Raw genomic sequence first — 19,465 nt, forward strand, 5'->3', positions numbered from 1 at the left:
CATGACGAACGAGACCTCATCCGGGCCCCTGCTCGCCGTGCGCGACCTCACGCTCGACATCGCCACCCCGCACGGCAAGGCGCGCATCCTCGAGGACGTGGCGCTCGAGGTCAACGAGGGGGAGATCGTCGGCGTCGTCGGCGAGTCCGGCTCCGGCAAGAGCATGACCGCCCTCAGCGTGCTGAGGATCCTGCCACCCGGCGCGCGCATCGTCGGCGGAGGCATCGACTTCGAGGGCGTCGACCTCGCCACGCTCGGCTCGGGCCGGATGCGCAGGATCCGCGGACGCCGCATCGCCATGGTCTTCCAGGACCACATGACGACCCTCGACCCCGTGATCTCGATCGGCGCGCAGATCGCGGAGGCGTACCGGATCCACCACCCGCGTGCCTCCCGGTCGGAGGCACGCGCACGCGTGGTCGAGACCCTTGAGCGGGTCGGCGTGCCCGACCCCGCCGACCGGGCGAAGCAGTACCCGCACCAGTGGTCCGGCGGCATGCGCCAGCGGGCGGTCATCGCGATGGCGCTCATCAACGACCCGGACCTCATCATCGCCGACGAGCCGACCACGGCCCTCGACGTGACGATCCAGGCGGAGATCCTCACCCTCCTCCGCGAGCTCCGCGAGCGACGGGGCCTGTCGATCATGCTCATCACGCACGACATGGGAGTGATCGCCGACATGGCCGACCGCATCGTCGTGATGAAGGACGGGAAGGTCGTGGAGACGGGCGAGGCCGAGGCACTCTTCGCCTCCCCGCAGCACCCGTACACGCGCAAGCTGCTCGACGCCGTCCCCCAGCCGTCGGGCGAGGTGGCGGAGCACGGCGGGCCGGAAAGCGCGGAACCGACCGCGCTCGAGGTGAGGGACCTCGTCGTGCAGTACCGACGCGGCTGGCGCAAGCATGGCATCACCGCGGTGGACGGCGTCAGCTTCTCGGTGCCCGAGGGGAAGGTCGTCGGGCTCGTCGGCGAGTCGGGATCGGGCAAGTCGACGATCGGCAAGGCGATCGTCGGGCTCGCCCCGATCACGTCCGGCAGCATCCGGGTCGGCGACGTCGACCTCAAGGACCTGCGAGGCGGTGCCGCGCGCAGATCACGCGCGAACTACGGCATGGTCTTCCAGGACCCGGCGTCGTCCCTCAACCCACGGATGACGATCGGCGAGTGCGTCGCCGAGCCGCTCGTGGCGCACCGGCGCGAGATGTCCCGCGCCGAGCGCCGCGCCCGGGTCGTCGAGCTGCTCGAGCAGGTGCAGCTGCCCGCCGCGTGGAGCACGCGCTTCCCGCACGAGCTCTCCGGCGGCCAGCGGCAACGCGTCGGCATCGCCCGCGCACTGGCGCTCGATCCCGAGCTGCTCATCGCGGACGAACCGACCTCCGCGCTCGACGTCTCGGTCCAGGCCGCCGTGCTCGACGTGTTCCAGGAGCTCCAGCAGAGCCTGGGCTTCTCGTGCCTCTTCATCAGTCACGACCTCGCGGTCGTCGAGCTGCTCTCGGAGAGCGTCGTCGTCCTGCAGCACGGGCAGATCGTCGAGCAGGGCGAGGCGGGCTCGGTCCTCAACGACCCGCAGACCGCGTACGCGCGCCGCCTCATCGACGCCGCGCCGATCCCCGACCCCGCCCGTCAGCGGGCCCGCCACACCGTCACCGTCTAACACCGTCCGAGTAGTCCGATCGGCCGGCGCAGTTCGAGCTGGCCGATCCACCCGAGCAGTCCGATCAGCCTGATCGGTCCGAGCAGTCCAAGCAGTCCAAGCAGTCCGACCAAGGAGCACACCCATGCGCGTCATGACCGTCTACGCCCATCCCGCCGACACCATCACCAACTGCGGAGGCACGCTCGCGCTGCACGCCGACGCCGGTGACGACATCGTCGCGGTGATCCTCACGCACGGCGGCCGCATCCACCCCAACGTCTACGCCGAGGAGGCACGCAAGTCGGACGCCGACCAGGCGCTCCTCGCGGCCGACCGGGCGGAGATCATCGAGAACAAGAAGGGCGAGCTGCGCCGCGCCGCCGAGTTCGTCGGGATCGGCACGATCGAGTTCCTCGACCACGACGACGCCATCAGCGTCGTCCGCGAGGACATGGTCGACGAGGTCGCCGAGCTCATCGCCAAGCACCGGCCGGACGTCATCATCGCCGACTACCCGCAGAACCCCGCGGTGACGAACTCCGCCCACACCATCGCCACGATGACGCTCATCGCCGCGCTCGACCGGGCGTCCCAGTTCCTCAAGAACATCGACGGCAAGGAGGAGGTCAACGTCAAGCAGGTGTTCCTCGGCGGCCTCCCGGTCATGGCGAGCGACGCCCTGTCCACCTACGGCGTCCGCAACGACCTCTTCATCGACATCAGCTCGGTCGTCGGTCGCAAGATCGCGGCGATGGACTGCTTCACCAGCCAGGGCTACGACGGCCCGTTCGCCCGCAAGCTCATCGAGGCGAGCAACGGCGAGTTCGGACGCTCCGCCGGAGTGGCGCTCGCCGAGCCCTACGTCCGGTTCCGCGCCGAGACCCGGTCGCTGCTGCCGCTGACGGAGTACGCCGAGGCGGCCGACCCGCTCACGCGCCACGTGGCGTACTCCCAGTTCGACGTGCGCCGGGAGTTCCCGGTCGACTGATCGTCCGACCGCGACCACGACCACGACCACGACCACGACCATCAGCCCTGGAGTGTCTGTGACCACGACCGCCTTGCCCGACCTCGTCGGGCGCCCGATCGACGAGCTGCCGACCCCCGCGGTGCTGATCGACGTGCCCACGGTGCGTCGCAACATCGCGCAGATGGCGCAGGTCGCGCGCGACTTCGGCGTCGCTCTGCGCCCGCACTGGAAGACGAGCAAGTGCGCCGAGGTCGCGCGCATGCAGCTCGAGGCGGGGGCGGTCGGGCTGACGGCGGCGACGGCGGCGGAGGTCGAGGCGCTCGTCGACGCCGGGATCGGGGACGTCTTCTGGGCGTACCCGCCCGTGGGTCCCCACCGCGTCGGGACGGCGCTGCGCGCCGCCCGGCGCACGCGGCTGATCGTCGGGGTCGACTCGCTCGAGTCGGCCCGTCCGCTCGCCGAGGCCTCCGCCGCCGAGGGGGTCGACGTCGAGGTCCGCCTCGAGGTCGACACCGGGCTGCGGCGCACGGGGGTCGACCCCGACGACGCGCTGCCGGTCGCCCGGCGCCTCGCGGCCCTGCCGGGGCTCATGCTCGAGGGGGTCTTCACGCACGAGGGGCACGTCCAGGGGCTCGGCGCCGACCCCGAGCGCCGCATGGAGGTCGGCACGGCGGCGGGTCGGCTGCTCGCGGAGGTCGCCGAGCGGCTGCGGGCGGACGAGCTCGCGCCCGAAAGCGTCTCGGTCGGCTCGACCGCCGGCGCGCGCTCCGCCCCGAGCGCGGCGGGCGTGACCGAGGCCCGCCCGGGCACGTACGTCTACGGCGACGAGAACCAGGTCGCCATCGGCACGGTCGACCCTGCCGACACCGCGTCGACCGTGCTCAGCCGGGTCGTCAGCACGCAGCGCGGCGATCCGGTCGTCGTCGACGCCGGGATCAAGGCCATGAGCTCGGACGGTTCCCTGCACGGCGACGGGAGGATCGGCACCGTCGTCTCCGACTCGGGGGGTGTGCTGGCGACCGGCTACGAGGAGCACGGGGTGCTCCGCGGCGCATCGCCACTGAGGGTTGGTGACCTCGTCCGGATCCGCCCGAACCACGCCTGCGGGCTCACGAACATGCACGACCACGTCCTCGCCGTCGACGGCGGCATCGTCGTCGACGTCTGGCCCGTCCTGGGCCGCCACTAGGAAGGAACCACGTTGCAGCAGATCTCAGCACCCACCGCACCGGCACCCGCCGGCCCCTACTCGTCCGGCATCGTCAGCGGCGGCTTCCTGTTCCTCGCGGGGCAGGGCCCGTTCGACGCCGACAGCAAATTGGTCGGTGAGACGTTCGCGGACCAGGTCCGGCAGACGTTCGCCAACCTCGAGGCTGTCGCCAATGCGGCGGGCACGTCGATGACGAACGCGGTCCGCATCGGCGTCTACCTCAACGACATGGCCGACTGGCCCGAGTTCAACGAGGTCTCGAAGGAGCATCTGTCCGAGCCCTACCCGGCGCGCACGTCGATCCAGGCCGACCTCAGCGGCTTCCTGGTCGAGATCGATGCGGTCGTCGCCCTGTCTCCGGGCGCGTGACGCGCATGGAGCTCATGCGCATCGGCGCGGCCGGCAGCGAACGGCCCGTCGTCCGGCAGGACGGCACCACCTACGCGCTGGACGGCCTCACGACAGACATCGACGGCGCCTTCCTCGCGGACGACGGGATCGGCCGCGTCGCCCGCGCGCTCGCCGCCGGGGAGCTGCCCCAGGTGGACGTCGAGGGCGAACGCGTCGGTGCGCCGATCGCCCGTCCCACCGCGGTGCTCTGCATCGGCCAGAACTACGCGGCGCACGCCGCGGAGTCCGGGTCCGAGCCGCCCAGCGAGCTCATCGTCTTCCTCAAGCACCCCAACACCGTCGTCGGGCCCTTCGACGACGTCGTCATCCCCCCGGGCGCCGAGAAGGTCGACTGGGAGGTCGAGCTCGGCGTGGTGATCGGGAGCGCCGCGAGTCGGCTCACCTCGCGCGAGGAGGCCGAGGCCGCGATCGCCGGGTACGTCGTGTGCAACGACGTCTCGGAGCGGGAGCACCAACTCGTCACCTCGCTGGGACAGTGGTCCAAGGGCAAGACCGCGCCGACGTTCTGCCCCGTCGGGCCCGTGCTCGTCCCCGCCGACGAGGTGGACCCGGGGGACCTGCGGATCTGGTCGACGGTGAACGGGCAGGCGCGGCAGGACTCGACCACGGCCGACCTCATCTTCGACGTGCCCACCATCGTCCAGGAGCTGTCGCAGTACGTCCGGCTCGAGCCCGGCGACCTCATCAGCACCGGAACGCCGCAGGGCGTCGCGCTGTCGGGTCGCTTCCCCTACCTCGCGGCCGGGGACGTCATGGAGATGGGGGTGTCCGGCCTAGGCCAGCAGCGTTCCCGCCTCGTCTCCGACGAGTGAGCGGACTTCTGTCCGCTCCGGATGACGAATGAGCGGGGTTCGGTCCGCTCCACCTGACGAGTGAGCGCGGTGCGTTCCGGGTGGCGAGTGGCGAGTGAGCGGACTTCTGCTCATCGGGGAGCGGGTCGCGGTGTCGCGCGGTGTCGCCGTCGCCCAGTCAATCGGGTAACCATCGAGGCAGTCCCCCCGGGGAACTGCCTCGGTGGTTACCTCGCTGACTCACCGACCAGACCGGGCCGGCGCCGGGCACGACGACGAGGGGCGGGCCCCGCATCCTGATGGGTGCGGGGCCTGCCCGATACATGAGCGCCGCCCCGACCACGGTCCGGGCGGCGCTCATCGGTGGAGCGGACGTCCGCTCACTCGTGGAAAACTCCCCTCACTCGTGAGAGGTGGTCAGCGGCGGACTCCGAGAGTGTCGGTGCCGTTGCCGTCCCAGTCACCCACGAGCACCTGGTCACCGGCGCGGCCATAGGTCAGCTCGATGTCCGCGTACCCGCCGGCGATCTCGTTCTTCACGAAGTACGCGTTCCCACGACGCACCGCGAACGAGTCCACCGAGTCACCGTCCCAGTCACCGACCAGCACGACGTCGCCGGCGCGGCCGTAGGAGATGACCTGGTCGGCCCACCCGTCCCGCACCTCGTTGGCCACGAAGAACCCATTGCCCCGCCGGACCGTGAAGGTGTCCAGGCCGTCCCCGTCCCAGTCACCGACCAGCACCTCGTCATCAGCTCGCCCGTAGGCCACCTCGACGTCCGCATCGCCGGACACGAGGGTGTTGAGCACGAGGTACTCGTTCCCCCGCCGCACGGCGAAGGAGTCCGCCGAGTCGCCGTCGAAGTCCCCCGCCAGCAGCACATCACCCGCACGCCCGTACGTGAACGCCGGCTCCGCGGTCGCCGCGGCGGGGTCGTTGGTCACGTGGATCGCATTCCCCCGGCGCAGCGCCAGGGTGTCGGTCCCGTCCCCGTCCCAGTCCCCCACGAACACCTCATCGCTGACGCGGCCAAACTCGAAGACCACGTCCGCAACGCCATCCCAACCGTTGTTCAGGAAGAACCCGATCCCCGGCGCCGGCACCACCGACTCACCCGGCCCCGGCTCCCCCGGCTCCCCCGGCTCCCCCGGCTCCCCCGGCTCCCCCGGCTCACCCGGCTCACCTGGCTCCCCCGGTTCCCCCGGTTCCCCCGGTTCACCGGCGTCACCCGTCGTCGTGAACGTCGCCACCGGCGACACGGCCGAGTCCTCGTTCTCGCTCTCCGCCACCACGTACCAGCCGTACGTGGTCCCGGGCGCCAGACCGGTCCACTCGACCGACGCCGTCTCGCCCGAGGCGACCTCGTCGGCACCGATGGTCTCGTCCGACAGCACGGCCACCGAGACGGCGTCCGTCGCGATCGAGGTCGTCCGCGAGGTGAGGTTGACGGGGAGCGTCATATCGTCCGCCGTCGCGTTGTAGCGGTTGTGGGTGTCGAACTCGGTCGCGCCGTGATCGTCGAGACGCGGCGAGTAGGTGTCGACCGTCATCTCGGACCGGTCCACGTCGAACTGCAGCAGCCGGAAGAACCCAGTGGCGCGCAGGTCGTCGACCTCGTAGTTCTGGTAGTTCGCCAACAGCTCGACCACGTGGTGCCCGGGCTCGGCCACGTCCGTCCGAACGTTCGTGCCGACCCCGCCGATGTGGCCGTTCAGCGTGAGGAAAACGTTCGGGCTCTGCGAGACGACCGCGTCGAAGATCCGCTGACCGTCGGGAGTGCCGAAGGCCGCGCCGCGCCCGTCGCGTGACGACGACGAGCGGATGTAGATGTGCGTCGCGATGATGCCGTTGCGGTCGGGGTGCTCGGCGAGGATCTCGCGCGCCCAGGTCAGCTGGGCGTCCGAGGTCCAGTACGGAAGGTGGACCGCGATGAAGTCCAGGCCCCCGGCCGTGAACAGGTCATAGTGCGCCGAATTGTCACCGGGCTGCCAGGGTCCGCCGTACTCCGCGTTCTCCCAGCCATCGGACAGCGCCCCGTACCGTTCCGGGCCGAAGTACTCGTTGAACATATCGTTGTTCGCGCCGTAGATACTGTCGCGGTTGCCCGGGAGGGTGCCGTTCGGGATTCCGGCGTCGTCGAGGATCGACTGCATCTCGCTCGCGAACCGGTACTCGTCGTGGATGAGCCCCATCCACTCCTCGTCGTCGGTGGCGATGGTGTGGTTCTGCACGAGGTCGCCGGTATGGAACGCGTAGGCGAGGCGGTGCTCGTCCTCGTTCTCCACGAGCCAGTCGACGATGCCACGGTAGGAGTCGGCGAACAGCTCGCGCTCGTCCTCGGGCACGGTGCCCGGTTCGCCGCCGGAGGCACCGACCGCGCCCTCGGAGTAGAACTGGGTGTCCGAGACGTGGGCGAGCGAGAAGTCGTACGTCGACGGGTCGCGGAACTCGCCGTCGGGGGCATCGTCGCTGTCGTCGTCGAAGGGATCGTAGCCCTCGACAAGGAGGTGGACCTCGCCGGCGTCGTCGTGGTCCGAGGTGGCGGAGCCGGACACGTGGGTGTCCCCGTCGACCTGGCCGCGCACGTCGGCGAGCTCCTCCCACACGAGGTCCTGGGCGTTCCACGCGTGCAGACGGACGCCGCGGGCCGGGTCGACCTGACCGGACCAGGAGACGAGCAGGTCGTCATCGTCGGTGGCCTCGACGGGCACGTCGAAGCGCTGATAGGTCACGCCCTGGGCGGCCGGGCTGCGCAGCACCTCGTCGTCCCCGGGGCGCAGTGCGTCGGTCGCTGCCTCCTCCTGACCGGTGAGGTCGAGCTGGTCCAACGGCAGCTCGTCGGCCACGCCCTGCCATGCGGCGTCCGGATACGTGGGGTCGGCGGCGTAGAAGGTGGTGGCGACGTCGGAGTCGTTCGGGTCCGTGACCTCCACCGACAGGTCGGCGCTCGGACCGTCGACGACCGCACCGCTGTGCGGGTTCATCGCCCCGATCGTCGGCGAGCCCGGCGCGGCGGTGAAGGGCACCACGTGACCCGAAGCGTTGCCGAGCTGGTCGCCGGACTCGACGACGAGCTCGTGCTCGCCCGCCGAGAGGTCGTCGGTGCTGATCGTCTGGCCAAGCTGCACGGGGTCGCCGTCGAGGAAGACCTCGACGAGTCCACGCACACCGGCGTCGTCAGCCACTTCCGCACCGATCGTGAACTCGCCGACGACGACGTCGCCGGCTGCGGGAGTCGAGGAGACGAGCGCAGGTCCCGTGTTGTCGACGATCAGCCTCTGGGTGGTCATGGCACCCGAAGCCGTCGTGGCGGTGACCGCGTAGTTGCCGTCGCCCACGCCGCTCGTGTCGAACATGTGCAGCAGGCCGGAGCCGGGCGTCGCCTCGCCCCCGATGGTGAAGGTCAGGTCCTGGGTGGCGCTCCGAGCGGTGGTCGACATGCAGCTGCCGACGTCGACCGTGACGTCGTCCGGGTTGGCGGCGTCCCGGATCTCCGTCCCGTCGGCGAGGACGAGCCGGAAGTCGTCGAGGACGAGGTCATCGACGTCGATGCCGCACGCGCCCGGGCGTGGGACGGCGCCGATCGTGATGTGGTTCTCGCCCAGGACGAGGAGCTCGTACGGGACCTCCACGCGGGTGGGCTCGCCCGCGTCGGTCTCGACGTTCGTCAGCCGGGTGCCGTTGACGACGAAGTAGCTGGCGGAGCCGAGCGACATCGAGCTGCTGCCGACGTCGACCTGGAAGAGCGCGTCCTCGCCTCCGCCGAGCGTCGTGCGGGCCCGGACGTCCTCACCGTCGATCGACATGGACTCGAGCGGGTCGGTCCCCGACGTCGGGCTCGCGACGAGGGTCTGCCGCCCGGAGAGCCGGGTGCCGTCGGCGGGCGTGAGCGTCGGCGCCCCGGCCGCCTCCTGCTCCGGGCCGGCCGTCGCCGGTTCGTGCTCGAGCGGGAGGACGGGACCGGCCGACCCGCCCTGGTCGTCGGCGGGTTCGGCGGGTTCGAACCGTACGGCGCCCGGGGCCGCCACCGCGGGGAGAGCGGCGCCCGGGCCAGCCGCCGCAGGAAGCGCGGCACCCACCATCAGTGAGGCGAGGGCGATCGCCGTGAGGCGACGCGGTCTGCGAGTAGCCATCGGTCGGAACTCCTTCGGAGGCGAAACCGTGGTTAGCGACCGGTACAACCAGGCTGCCCGCCGATGGACAACCCGTGCCGACCGCCCGGTGTAGAACTCGTGAACTGACCTGCCGGTGCACCGATATCGACAGAGATCAGGCGAGTGCGCATGGTACCGCAGGCCTTCTTGAGGGGCCAGGCCCACACGGTCGATGCCCGGCTCGTCGCTCCCGATGGCGAGTGAGCGGGGTTCGGTCCGCTCCGCCCGATGACGAACGGGTGAGCGCCGCCCGGACCGTGGTCCGGGCGGCGCTCACTGCTGTCGACGGACGTCGCTCACTTGCGGGGAGGACGTCCGCTCACCCGCGGAAAACTCCCCTCACTCGTGGGGAAGATTCCCGCACTCGCGGAAAACTCCCCTCACTCGTGAGAGGTGGTCAGCGGCGGACGCCGAGGGTGTCGGTGCCGTTGCCGTCCCAGTCGCCGACGAAGACCTCGTCGCCGGTGCGGCCGTAGTCCTGCTCGATCTCCGCCGTCGTCGAGGTCAGCGAATTCGAGACGAAGAACGTGATCCCCCGACGGACCGCGAACGTGTCCGTCGCGTCGCCGTCCCAGTCACCCACGTACACCTCGTCCGTGGCCCGGCCGTAGTCCAGCTCGGCATCGGCGTCACCACCGGTCAGCGAGTTGGCGATGAAGTACGTGTTCCCACGCCGCACCGTGAAGGTGTCCACGCCGTCGCCGTCGTAGTCACCCACGAGAACTGCGTCGTCGGCCCGGCCGTAGTCCAGTTCGGCGTCCGCCCAGCCGCTCTGAAGGCTGTTGGACACGAAGTAGCTGTTGCCACGGCGCACGGCGAAGGTGTCCACGCCGTCGCCGTCCCAGTCACCGACCAGCACGACATCCCCGGCACGGCCGTAGGCCAGCTCGACGTCCGCGTTCCCGCCGTACAGGGAGTTCGTCAGGAAGTAGGCGTTCCCGCGGCGCACCGCGAGCGTGTCACTGCCGTCGCCGTCCCAGTCCCCCACGAGCACCTCGTCACCGGTGCGGCCGTAGGAGAACTCGTGCTCGGCCGCTGCGTCCCACCCGTCGTTGAGGTGGAAGCCCACGCCCGCCGCCGGCGGCGTGGGTCCCGGCTCCTCCGGGTTCTCCGGCTCCTCACCCGGCTCGCCCGCGGTGGTGAAGGTCGCCAGGGGCGAGACCGCGCGACCGCCGGTCGCGTTCTCCGCCACCGCGTACCAGCCGTGCGTCGTGCCGGGCGCCAGGCCCGTCCATTCGGCGGTCGCGGTGCCCTCGCCCTCGACGGTGTCCGTGGCGATCGCCTCGTCGCTCAGGACCGCCACCGAGACGGCGTCCGTCGCGATCGAGGTGGTGCGCGAGGTGAGGTCCACCGGAACGGTGAACTCGTCCGCCGTCGCGTCGTACCGCTCGCCTGTGTCGTACTCGTTCGCGCCGTGCTCGTCGAGGCGCGGCGAGTAGGTGTCCACCGTCATCTCGGACCGGTCGACGTCGAACTGCAGCAGACGGAAGAAGCCGGTGGTGCGCTCGCCGTCAACCTCGAACGCCTGGTAGTCGGCGAGCATCTCGACCACGTTGTGGCCCGGCTCGGCCACGTCGGTGCGCACGTTGGTGGTCACGCCGTGGATGTGCCCGGCGAGCGTGAGGAAGACGTTCGGGCTCTGGGAGACCACCGCGTCGTAGATCCGCTGACCGTCGGTACCACCGTAGGCGCCGCCCCGTCCGTCCGGTGCCGAGGAGGCGCCCAGGTACTCGTGCGAGGCCAGGATCCCGTTGCGGTCCGGGTGCTCGGCGAGGAGCTCACGCGCCCAGGTGAGCTGGGACTCGGTGGCGAAGTAGGGCAGGTGCACGGCGATGAAGTCCAGGCCGCCCTCGGTGAACAGGTCGTAGTGCGCGGAGTTGTCGCCCTCGCGCCACGGCCCGCCGTACTCGGCGTTCTCCCAGCTCTCGGACAGGGCCTCGTACCGCTCCGGCCCGAAGAACTCGTTGAACAGGTCGTGGTTTGCCCCGTAGACGTTGTCGTGGTTGCCGGGCAGCACACCGTTCGGCACGCCCGCGTCGTCGATGATCGACTGCATCTCGTCGGCGAACTCGAACTCCGCACGGACCTGCGCGTTCCAGGCCTCGTCGTCGGTCAGGAGGATGTTGTTCTCCGTGATGTCGCCCGTGTGGAACGCATAGGCGATGTTGTGCTCGTCGGCGTTGTCCGCGATCCACTGGGCGATGCCACGGTAGGAGTCGGCGAACAGCGCACGCTCCTCCTCGGTCTCCCGCTCCGAGGCGCCCTCGGCGTAGTACTGCGTGTCCGTGAGGTGCGCGAGCGAGAAGTCGTAGGTCTCCGGGTCGCGGAACGCGTCGTCGGGCTCGTCCGCGAGGTCGTCGGCGAACGGGTCGTAGCCCTCGACGAGCACGTGCACCTCGCCGTCGTCGACGTGCGCGGCCTGCGCGGCACCGCTCAGGTGCGTCTCACCCTCGTCGGCGCCGCGGACGTCGTCAACCTCCTGCCAGCCCTGCTCGGCCGTGTCCCAGACGTACAGCCGCGCGCCGCGGGCCGGGTCGACCTCGCCGGACCAGGACACGACCATCTCGTCGTCGGCGTCGGTCTCGACCGGCACGTCGAAGCGCTGGAACGTCACGTCCTCGCCCGCCGGGCTGCGCAGGAGCTCGCCGTCACCCGGCAGGAGCGCGTCGACCGGCGCTTCCTCCTGACCCGTGAGGTCGAGCTGGCTGAGCGGCAGCTCCCCGACCGTTCCCTGGGCGGCAGCGGTCGGGGCGGTGGGCTCGGCGGCGTAGAAGGTCGTCTCGAGGTCGGCCCCGTTGGGGTCCACGACGTCGACGGACAGCTCGACGGCGTCCCCGACGTCCGCGGTACCGCTCTCCGGGCTCATCGCTCCCACGGTGGGAGCGTTGGAGGCCGACGTGAACGGGACGACGTGGCGAGCGGCGTTGCCGAGCTCGTCGGTGGCCTCGACGACGAGCTCGTGCTCACCGGCCGCGAGGCTGTCCGAGGAGAGCGTCTGACCGATCCGGACCGGCTCACCGTCGAGGGTGAGGGTCGTCTCGCCACGCATGCCGGCGTCGTCGGCGACCTCGGCCGCGACCACGGCGTCCCCGACGAGGGTCGAGCCCGCTTCGGGCGTGGAGGAGACGAGTGCCGGCCCGGTGTTGTCCACCGTGTAGGTGTGGGTCGTCGTCGCGCCGGCCGCGGTGGTCGCGGCGACCTCGTGCTCCCCGTCCTCGAGCGCCGTGGAGTCGAGGGCGTGCAGGAGACCGGACTCGTCCCCCTGCTCGGCGTCGATGGTGAAGGTGAGGTCGACGGAACGGGCACGGGTCGCGTTCGATCCGCAGTTGCCGTCGCCGAGGATGATGCTGTCGGGGTTCGCGTCGTCCCGGACCTCGGTGCCGTCCGCCAGGGTGAGGCGGAAGTCGTCGGCGTCGAAGTCGTCGTGGTTGATGCCGCAGCTGCTGGCGCGCGTGCCGGTGCCCAGCGTGATCGTGTTCTCGCCGTGTACGAGCAGCTCGTAGGGGACCGGGATCTGTGTCGTCGCGTTGACCCACGTGTCAAGGATCGTGATGCGCGTGCCGTTCACGACCAGGTAGTTGCCGTAGCTGCGGTCCATCGAGTTCGAGGCGATGTCGACCTGGAACATGGCGTCGTCCTCGCCCCCGAGGGTCGAGGCGGCAGGAACGTCCTCACCGTTGACGGAGATCTGCTCGACGGGGTCGTCCGCTGCGGTCCGGCCGGCGACCAGCGTCTGGGTGCCGGAGATCCGGGTGCCGTCGCCGGGAGTGAGCGTGGGCTCACCGGCGGCCTCCTGCTCGGGGGTGGCCGTGGCGGCCTCCCACTCGGCGGGGAGCACGGGTCCGTCGACCTCGCCCTCCACGAGTGCCGGCTCGTCGGGCTCGAGGTCGGCGGGCCCGGGCAGAGCCGCGGCCGGTAGCGCGACACCGACCAGCGCGGTGCCTAGCGCGGCCGCCGCGATGCGGCGCGATCTGACGTGATTCATGAATCTTCTCCTTGAGGGGTGAGCCGGGCGTCACCGTCCGGCCCCAGTACGGTGCGCCCCGACTGCGTCTCGTCGGCGTCGAGCGGGTGACCTCACGGTGAACTGACCTGCGACGACACGAAGAACGCGGCTATGCAGGGCCGGTCGCGCGGTCACGGGGCGGTCACCCGCCAGACCGGTACGCGCTCGGCGCTCGCTCGTCGGTGAGGGGGAGCACATGGGGAGCGCTCCCCCGCTCGAGGCACCCGCAGAGGTCGTGCGCGGGGCCCCTCGCGCGGCAGGATTCGCAGGATGAGCCAGACGCCTGGGGCACACACGCCCGCCACCTCGCCCGCGGGCACACCCCTCGCGGCGGCGTCCGCCTGGCCCTACCCTGGCGCGAGCTCACCGGCGCCCGCGGGCGGACCGACGACCGACCCGTACGCCGGGAGCCCGTGGTCACCACCGAGCGACCGGCCGACGTCGAACCAGGGACCGGCGACCTCCTACCCGGGGACCGCCGTGTCGAACGGGGCGCCGTCACAGGTCGGACCCAGGCCGCCCTGGTCCGCCGCGCACCGCTCCGAGGCACCGCCGTTCGCCGGCTCCCCGCCCGGAACCACCGCCGACGCCGACGCCCCGCCGAACGGCCCCGCCGCCCCGCGCAGCACCGCCCGCCTCGTCGGGCTCGACCTCGCGCGGGGTATCGCGGTGCTCGGCATGGTCACGGCGCACGTCGGGCACACGACCGACGACCTGTCCACCCTGTCCGGCTGGCTCGCTTTCGCGCACGGCCGCAGCTCGATCCTCTTCTGCCTCCTGGCGGGCGTCTCGCTCGGCATCCTCACCGGCGGCCGCACGCCCTACACGGGCCTGCGGGCCCTGCAGTCACGCACCCGGATCCTCGTCCGGGCCGTGCTCCTGCTCGCCATCGCCGCCGCGCTGGCGATGCTCGACACCTTCGTCGCGCTCATCCTCGGCTTCTACGCCGTCTGGTTCATGTTCTCCCTGCCGTTCCACCGGTGGCGGGCGCGACGGCTCCTCGTCACGGGCGGCGTCTGGCTGGTGGTCTCCGCCGTCGGGATGCCCTACCTGTTCACCGTGCTCGAGGGCGCGGGGATGGTGACCGACTCGTGGGGCGCCAACGGAGCCGTCCTCGACGCCATGTTCGGCCTCTACCCGGGGCTGGTCTGGTACGGCCTCGTCCTGGTCGGCATGGGCGTCGCGCGGCTCGACATGCGCAGCTGGAAGATCCTGCTCATCCTGCTCGGCGCAGGCATCCTCTCGGCAGGCGTCGGCTACGGGGGCGGCGCACTCCTGCGTGACGCGGCCTCGGACTCCGTCTCGTTCGCGGGCGAGACGGCCGACGACCCCTACCCGGGCGAGCAGTCGTCCGTCCAGTTCGGCTGGACCGGCTCGAACCCGCCCGCCGTCATCGACACCGAGATCGGCTCCACCGGCATGCCCGAGGGATCGACCTCCGACGAGCCGTGGCACGTCCCTGGAATCCCCGGCCTCAGCTTCGACTCGAACCTCGTGTGGCCCTCCTCCACCGACCACTACGCCTCCGAGGCGCACAGCGCCTCCGTGGTGGAGATGCTCGGCTCCGGCGGAGTCGCGCTGGCGATCCTCGCCGCCTGCCTGCTGCTGCCGCGCCTCGTCCACGTCGCGCTCCTGCCGATCCGGGCCATCGGCACGATGTCGCTGACGGCGTACTCCGCGCACGTCGTGGCGATCGACTGGTGGCCGGAGACGTTCGCGACCCACAGCGAGAGCAACCGGGCGCTCGCGATCCTCGCGGGCGGTCTCGCGGTCGGTTGCCTCGCCTGGTACCTCACCCTGGGGCGCGGGCCGCTGGAGCGGCTCATGCACGGCCTGTCGGTCCGGGCCGCGCGCACGGACGCCGGTCCCGGATCTCGGGTCCCGGGCTCAGGGAGCGCCGGTCCGGACGCGCCCGCGCCGACGTCCACCCCGACGCCCGCACCCGCGTTCACACCCGAGCCGGCGCCCACTCCAGCAGCGATCCACGGTCACCCGCCGGACACCCGGCGCCCGTAGCCTCACCGGCGTGACCGAGCCGCCCGCCCCACCCACCGTCTCGTCGGGCGGCCCGCCGGGCTCCCTCGACCGCCGCCTCGGACTTCCCGGCGCCGTCTCCATCGGGCTCGGCTCGATGATCGGCGCCGGGGTCTTCGCCGCGTTCGCTCCGGCTGCCGCGGCCGCGGGCGGACTCCTGCTCCTCGGGCTGGCCCTCGCGGTGATCGTCGCTCTGTGCAACGCGACCTCGACCGCACAGCTCGCCGCCGCCTACCCCACCTCGGGCGGCGCGTACGTCTACGGTCGCGAGCGCCTCGGCGAGTGGGCCGGGTTCACGGCGGGCTGGGCATTCGTCATCGGCAAGACCGCCTCGGCCGCCGCGATGGCCACGACGTTCGCCGTCTACGCCGTGCCGCCCGAGTGGTCCCGGCCGGTCGCGGCGGTCGCCGTCGTCGCGCTCACCGCCGTCAACCTGCGCGGGATCACCCGCACCGCCCGCGGGGCGGCAGCGATCGCGGGCCTCGTCCTCACACTGCTCGCGGTCGTCCTCGCGGCCGCGTGGTTCGGCGGCGGCGTGGACCCGGGCGCCGCGCTCGGCACCTGGGACTCCCCGGGCGGCGCCTACGGGGTGCTCCAGTCCGCCGGCCTGCTGTTCTTCGCGCTCGCCGGCTATGCGCGGATCGCCACCCTCGGCGAGGAGGTCATCGACCCGCGGCGCACCATCCCGCGCGCCATCGTCACCACGCTCGCAGCCGTGGTCGTCCTCTACGCCGTCGTCGCGCTCACCCTGCTCGCCACGCTCGGCCCGGCCGGTCTCGCCGCCTCCTCCGCTCCCCTGGTCGACGCCGCGCAGTCGGCCGGCCTCGGTCCGTGGGCCGGCGTGGCCGCGCGCGTGGCCGCGGCCGCCGCCTGCCTCGGCGCGCTCCTCGCCGGGCTCGCCGGCGTCTCGCGCACCGCGCTGGCGATGGCACGCCACCGCGACCTTCCGGCCGCCCTCGAAGCCGTCCATCCGGTCCACAAGGTGCCGCACCGGGTGGAGATGGTCATCGGCGGACTCGTCGCCGTCGCCGTCCTGCTCGTCGACCTGCGGGAGATGATCGGCTTCTCCTCGACCGGGGTGCTCGTCTACTACGCGGTCGCCAACCTCGCGGCACTCACGCAGCGGGGTGCCGACCGCCGGTACCCACCGGCGCTCCAGGTGCTCGGGCTCGTCGGCTGCGTCGTCCTCGTCGCGACGCTGCCTTGGACCTCGCTCGCGGCCGGGCTCGCGGTACTCGCCGTCGGGCTGGTCGGGCGTGCGGTGGTCGTCTCGCGACGACGAACCTGACCCCGCCTCGTTCGCCGAGATTGCGGTTGGGAGCCGCCGAGATTGCGGTCGGGAGCCTGCGAAGGAAAGTCCCCTCACTGGTGGGGAGGGGGTTCGCTCGGTCGCCGGGAGTCGGAGGCGGCGTGACACCCTGGGCGGGTGACCACCTCCCCCGAGCCCACCACGGACGCGACCGCACCCGCGCCGGAGGCCCCGGCGTCGGACGAGGTCCCCGGCGGGCCGCCGCTCAACCTCCTCCTCGACCGCCTCGAGGACGAGGCCGGCGGGGCCACGCCCGACGGCGACGCGATCCTCGAGAGCTTCCTTCACTGGGTCTCCTCAACCGGCCGGGAGCCCTACCCGCACCAGGAGGAGGCCCTCGTCGCGCTCGCCACCGACGCGCACGTGGTCCTCGCGACGCCGACGGGCTCGGGCAAGTCGCTCGTCGCCGTCGGGGCGCTGACGCACGCGCTGGCCCAGGGCCGCCCCGGGGTCTACACCGCCCCCATCAAGGCACTGGTGTCGGAGAAGTTCTTCGAGCTCGTCGCCCTGTTCGGCGCGACCAACGTCGGCATGGTCACCGGCGACAGCTCGATCAACCCCGACGCCCCGATCATCTGCTGCACCGCGGAGATCCTCGCGAACACGGCGCTGCGCGAGGGGCCGGACGGTCCGACGGCGGAGGCCACCGTCGTCATGGACGAGTTCCACTACTACGCGGACCCCCAGCGCGGCGGGGCCTGGCAGATCCCCCTGCTCGAGCTGCCCCGCGCCCGGTTCCTGCTGATGTCCGCCACGCTCGGCGACGTCACCTGGCTCGCGGAGGACCTCACCCGCCGCACGGGGCGGGACGTCGAGGTCGTCGACGACGCCGTGCGCCCCGTGCCGCTCACCTTCACGTGGTCCGTCCAGCAGCTGCAGGACCTGCTCGTCGAGCTCACCGCCACGCACCGGGCGCCCGCCTACGTCGTCCACTTCTCCCAGAAGGACGCCGTCACCCGCGCCCAGGCGCTGACCTCGGTGAAGATCGCCTCGCGCGAGCAGCGCGACGCGATCGCCGACGCCATCGGGGACTTCCGCTTCGGGACCGGGTTCGGCGCCACCCTGTCCGGCCTGCTGCGCAAGGGCATCGGTGTGCACCACGCGGGGATGCTTCCGCGGTACCGCCGCCTCGTGGAGCGCCTCGCCCAGCGGGGTCTGCTGCCGGTCATCTGCGGGACCGACACGCTCGGCGTCGGGATCAACGTGCCCATCCGCACGGTGGTGCTCACGGCGCTGACGAAGTTCGACGGCGAGCGCATGCGCCACCTCTCCGCGCGCGAGTTCCACCAGATCGCCGGCCGGGCCGGCCGTGCCGGGTTCGACACCTCCGGCGAGGTCCTCACCCAGGCCCCGGAGCACGAGATCGAGAACGCGCGCCTGCTCGCGCGCGCTGGGGACGACGAGACCAAGAAGAAGCGCATCGTGCGCAAGAAGCCCGAGCCGGGTCTGGTCAACTGGACCGAGAAGACGCACGACCGGCTCGTCGAGGCCACCCCCGAGCGGCTGACGAGCCAGCTCCAGGTGAGCCACACGATGGTTCTGTCGCTGCTGGCCCGCCCCGGGGACCCGGTCGCCGCCGCGTACCGGCTGCTCACGGACAACCACGAGCCCGACACGCCCCGCAACATGCACGTGCGCCGGGCGATCGAGATCTACCGGTCGCTGCGCCTCGCCGGCGTCGTCGAGCACCGGGGCGCGCAGTGGCGCCGCGCGCACCCCGGTGAGCCGTACGTGCGGCTCACCCTCGACCTGCCGAAGAACTTCGCCCTCACAGCGCCGCTCGCCCCGTTCGCGCTGGCGTCGATCGACCTCCTCGACGTCGAGGACGAGCTGCACGCCCTCGACGTCGTCTCCGTGGTCGAGGCGACCCTGGAGAACCCCCGGCCCGTCCTCTACGGGCAGGAGCGGGCGGCCCGCGGTGAGGCCATCGCCGCGATGAAGGCGGAGGGCATGGAGTACGAGCAACGGATGGAGGCCCTCGAGGATGTCACCTGGCCCAAGCCGCTCGAGGAGATCCTCACCGCCGCTCTCGCCACCTACCGGCAGTCCAACCCGTGGGTCGCGGACCTCGAGGTCGCCCCGAAGTCGGTGGTGCGCGAGATGATCGAGAGCGCGATGACGTTCTCCGAGCTCATCTCCCGCTACGACCTGGGCCGGTCCGAGGGCGTGGTGCTGCGCTACCTCACCGACGCCTACCGGGCGTTGCGGCAGGTCGTCCCCGACGCGCACCGCACCGAGAACGTCACGGAGATCGTCGACTGGCTCGGGGCGATGGTCCGCGCCGTCGACTCCTCCCTGCTCGACGAGTGGTCCGCGCTCGCGGACGGCACCGTCGACCCGGGCGACGAGAGCACGGCGGCCCGCGCCGAGGGCGGCACGGAGGAACCTCGGCTCGGGGCCGACGCCGACGGGAACGTGGCGCTCACCCGCAACACCCACGCCTTCCGCTCGGCCGTCCTGCGTGCGAGTACCGCCTACGTCCGGCAGATGGCCAACGACGCCCCCGACGCGCTCGCCCGCCTCGCGTCGGGGTCGGGCTGGCACGCACCCGACGGCGGGGCTCGCCTCGCCCCGTCGGCGCCGGTCACGGAGGACGACTGGACGCACGTGCTCGACGACTTCTACGACGCGCACGAGTGGCTGTCGACCGGGCCGGACGCGACCAGCCGCCAGGTGGTCACCGTGACGATCGACCCCGACGACGCCGACCTCGAGCTGGCCGGCGTCGATGCCGAGGTCGCGCCGGAGCCGGGCGAGCGACGCTGGTGGCTCGTCACCCAGCGGCTCGTCGACGAGAACGAGGAGCTGGACTGGGCGCTCACCGCGGTCGTCGACCTCGCCGCGTCCGACGAGGCGGGGCGCGTGGTGCTGGCGGTCGTGCGGGTGGCCGCCGCGGGCTGAGTGCCGCCACGACGCCCCACCCGACGGGGGTGCGGCTCG

General features: G+C 71.9%; 10 protein-coding genes. 8 read left to right on the top strand and 2 right to left on the bottom strand.

The window, feature by feature from the left end:
* Position 1: 1 nt before the first annotated feature.
* From ACPYO4_RS13760 to ACPYO4_RS13780, 5 genes are all read left to right on the top strand, one after another.
* Positions 2 to 1,657 (top strand): ABC transporter ATP-binding protein, encoded by a 1,656-nt coding sequence (locus tag ACPYO4_RS13760; RefSeq protein ID WP_425709821.1) that lies wholly within the window; start codon positions 2 to 4, stop codon positions 1,655 to 1,657.
* Between the two features lie 124 nt (positions 1,658 to 1,781).
* Positions 1,782 to 2,627, top strand: coding sequence for a PIG-L deacetylase family protein (locus ACPYO4_RS13765; RefSeq protein ID WP_425709822.1), 846 nt, complete (start codon positions 1,782 to 1,784; stop codon positions 2,625 to 2,627).
* A gap of 58 nt (positions 2,628 to 2,685) precedes the next feature.
* Positions 2,686 to 3,798, top strand: coding sequence for an alanine racemase (locus ACPYO4_RS13770; protein WP_425709823.1), 1,113 nt, complete (start codon positions 2,686 to 2,688; stop codon positions 3,796 to 3,798).
* A 12-nt stretch (positions 3,799 to 3,810) separates the two neighbouring features.
* Positions 3,811 to 4,188: a RidA family protein gene (locus ACPYO4_RS13775; RefSeq protein WP_425709824.1), complete on the top strand. Its 378-nt coding sequence runs from the start codon at positions 3,811 to 3,813 to the stop codon at positions 4,186 to 4,188.
* A gap of 5 nt (positions 4,189 to 4,193) precedes the next feature.
* On the top strand, positions 4,194 to 5,042 hold the full coding sequence (locus ACPYO4_RS13780; protein WP_425709825.1) for a fumarylacetoacetate hydrolase family protein: 849 nt from the start codon (positions 4,194 to 4,196) through the stop codon (positions 5,040 to 5,042).
* Between the two features lie 396 nt (positions 5,043 to 5,438).
* Here the strand turns inward: ACPYO4_RS13780 and ACPYO4_RS13785 are convergent, their stop codons facing one another.
* Both ACPYO4_RS13785 and ACPYO4_RS13790 read right to left on the bottom strand, forming a co-directional pair.
* Positions 5,439 to 9,155 (bottom strand): hypothetical protein, encoded by a 3,717-nt coding sequence (locus tag ACPYO4_RS13785; RefSeq protein WP_425709826.1) that lies wholly within the window; start codon positions 9,153 to 9,155, stop codon positions 5,439 to 5,441.
* A 418-nt stretch (positions 9,156 to 9,573) separates the two neighbouring features.
* A complete protein-coding gene (locus tag ACPYO4_RS13790) occupies positions 9,574 to 13,161 on the bottom strand; it encodes a metallophosphoesterase (RefSeq protein ID WP_425709827.1) in 3,588 nt (1,195 codons plus the stop codon).
* A 291-nt stretch (positions 13,162 to 13,452) separates the two neighbouring features.
* On the opposite strand from ACPYO4_RS13790, the gene ACPYO4_RS13795 reads away from it, so the two are divergent.
* From ACPYO4_RS13795 to ACPYO4_RS13805, 3 genes are all read left to right on the top strand, one after another.
* On the top strand, positions 13,453 to 15,198 hold the full coding sequence (locus ACPYO4_RS13795) for a heparan-alpha-glucosaminide N-acetyltransferase domain-containing protein (protein WP_425709828.1): 1,746 nt from the start codon (positions 13,453 to 13,455) through the stop codon (positions 15,196 to 15,198).
* 10 nt (positions 15,199 to 15,208) lie between these two features.
* On the top strand, positions 15,209 to 16,504 hold the full coding sequence (locus tag ACPYO4_RS13800; RefSeq protein WP_425709829.1) for an APC family permease: 1,296 nt from the start codon (positions 15,209 to 15,211) through the stop codon (positions 16,502 to 16,504).
* 138 nt (positions 16,505 to 16,642) lie between these two features.
* Positions 16,643 to 19,426 (top strand): DEAD/DEAH box helicase, encoded by a 2,784-nt coding sequence (locus ACPYO4_RS13805; RefSeq protein WP_425709830.1) that lies wholly within the window; start codon positions 16,643 to 16,645, stop codon positions 19,424 to 19,426.
* The last annotated feature ends 39 nt before the right edge of the window (positions 19,427 to 19,465 follow it).

Origin of the sequence: Georgenia sp. Z1491, from assembly GCF_049856175.1 — a bacterium.
Lineage (GTDB): Bacteria > Actinomycetota > Actinomycetes > Actinomycetales > Actinomycetaceae > JB111.